Source organism: Kribbella sp., from assembly GCF_035687465.1.
Taxonomy (GTDB): Bacteria; Actinomycetota; Actinomycetes; order Propionibacteriales; family Kribbellaceae; genus Kribbella.
The window spans coordinates 1-2,110 of record NZ_DASRXP010000254.1 but is presented as its reverse complement, the minus strand read 5'-3'; the positions used below and the strand labels follow the sequence as shown (position 1 = coordinate 2,110).

Below are 2,110 nucleotides of genomic sequence, written 5' to 3'. Positions count from 1 at the left end.
GTGCCCGTGGTGAAGGTCGGCCGGATCGCGGGCCAGTACGCGAAACCACGGAGCAGTGGCGACGAGACCCGCGACGGGGTCACGCTGCCGTCGTACCGGGGTGACGCCGTGAACGGGCTCGAGTTCACCGAGAAGTCGCGGATCCCGGACCCGGAGCGGTTGCGTGGGGTCTACAACGCGGCTGCCGCGACGCTGAACCTGACCCGCGCGTTCACCACCGGTGGGTACGCCGATCTGCATCAGGTGCACGCCTGGAACACCGACTTCGTGCGGTCGTCCCCGGTCGGGCAGAAGTATGAACGGCTCGCCTCCGAGATCGAGCGCGCACTGGCGTTCATGCGGGCCTGCGGTGCGACCTCGGACGAGTTCCGCACGGTCGACTTCTACGCGTCCCACGAGGCGCTGATCCTGGAGTACGAGCACGCGCTGACGCGGATCGACTCCCGGACGGAACTCCCGTACGACGTGTCCGGGCACCTGCTCTGGGTGGGGGAGCGGACCCGCCAACTCGATGGTGCGCATGTGGAGTTCCTGGCGTCGCTGAGCAACCCGCTGGGCGTGAAGATCGGGCCGACCACGACGCCGGAGTACATCCGGGCGCTGATCGACAAGCTGAACCCGAAGGGCATCGAGGGCCGGCTCACGTTCATCACCCGGATGGGCGCGGGCAAGATCCGCGACGGGCTGCCGCCGCTGCTGGAGGCGGTCCGGGATCACGGTTCGCCGATCGCGTGGGTGTGCGATCCGATGCACGGGAACACCTACGAGACCCCGAACGGGTACAAGACCCGCAACTTCGACGACGTGATCAACGAGGTGCAGGGCTTCTTCGACGCGCACGAGCAGGTCGGGACCTGGCCGGGCGGCATCCACATCGAGCTGACCGGCGACGACGTCACCGAGTGCCTCGGCGGGGGTGAGGAACTGGTCGCGGAGGACCTGGTCAACCGGTACGAGACCGCCTGCGACCCCCGCCTGAACCGGCACCAGTCGCTCGAGCTCTCCTTCCTGGTAGCGGAACGCCTCCGCGCCGCCCGCGCATGACCGGCGTGATCGATCTGCGGTCTGACACCGTTACACGTCCGTCGGCCGGGATGCTGGCGGCGATGACGAGTGCGCCGGTCGGGGACGACGTGTATGGCGAGGACCCGACCATCGCCGAGCTCGAGGCCGACGTTGCGGGGCTGCTCGGGCACGAGGCCGGCTTGTTCGTCGTCAGCGGTTCGCTGGCGAACATTCTCGGCGTACGCGCGCTGGCGGCTCCCGGGACCGAGGTGTTGTGCGAGGCGAGCGCGCACGTCGCCCGGGCCGAGCTCGGGGCGCACGCCGCCGTCAGCGGCGTCACCACCCGAACGTGGAGTGCGCCCGGCGGGCAGATCGACCTCGAACAGATCCGCGCGCTGATCGCCCCGGATCTCGGCCCGTACTTCGTGACCACGGCGGCCGTGTCCGTCGAGAACACGCACAACTTCGGCGGCGGCACGATCCAGACCGGGTACGACGCTCTGGCCGACGAACTGCAGTCGGCGGGGGTCCCGTTGCACCTGGACGGCGCTCGCCTGTGGAACGCGTCGGTGGCGTCCGGAGTACCGGTGGGCGCTTATGCGTCGAGGGCTGCCGCGGCGAGTGTTTGCCTGTCGAAGGGACTGGGCGCGCCGGTCGGATCCGTGCTGGTGGGATCGGCTGAGCTGATCAAGGAAGCCCGGGTCTGGCGGAAACGACTGGGTGCCGGGTGGCGGCAGGCCGGAGTACTGGCTGCCGCCGGCCTCTATGCGCTCCGCAACAACGTCGAGCGCCTGGCCGAGGATCACGCTCACGCGCGGCTGATCGCGGAGGTGCTCGCGGACGCCGCGCCCGGGTCGATCAAGCCGGACCAGGTGGACACGAACATCGTCGTCGCCGACCTGGCCGCGACCGGCAAGTCGGTCGCCCAGGTGATCGAGGAAGCCAAGGTCGAGGGTGTCCTGGTCGGCGGAGTCGGTGCCACCCAGCTCCGCCTGGTCACCCACCTGGACGCCTCCACAGCAGCCTGCCGCCAAGCCGCCGAAACAATCGCCCGCCTCCTTCGCTAGCGTTTCCGGTCCGCCGAGCCCCCGGACCACGTTGCGAT

2 protein-coding genes are annotated in these 2,110 nt (G+C 69.6%); both read left to right on the top strand.

The window, feature by feature from the left end:
- Nucleotides 1-1,044: 3-deoxy-7-phosphoheptulonate synthase class II (locus VFG33_RS12790; protein ID WP_325025874.1), on the top strand; the 1,044-nt coding region annotated here is incomplete at its 5' end.
- A complete protein-coding gene (locus VFG33_RS12785) occupies nt 1,041-2,072 on the top strand; it encodes a threonine aldolase family protein (RefSeq protein ID WP_325025871.1) in 1,032 nt (343 codons plus the stop codon). The genes VFG33_RS12790 and VFG33_RS12785, both read left to right, overlap by 4 nt.
- Nucleotides 2,073-2,110: the final 38 nt, after the last annotated feature.

What these genes read in the sequence shown, in the direction of transcription:
- VFG33_RS12785 (WP_325025871.1), top strand. Translation starts at nt 1,041, where the DNA reads ATGACCGGCGTGATCGATCTGCGGTCTGACACCGTTACACGTCCGTCG.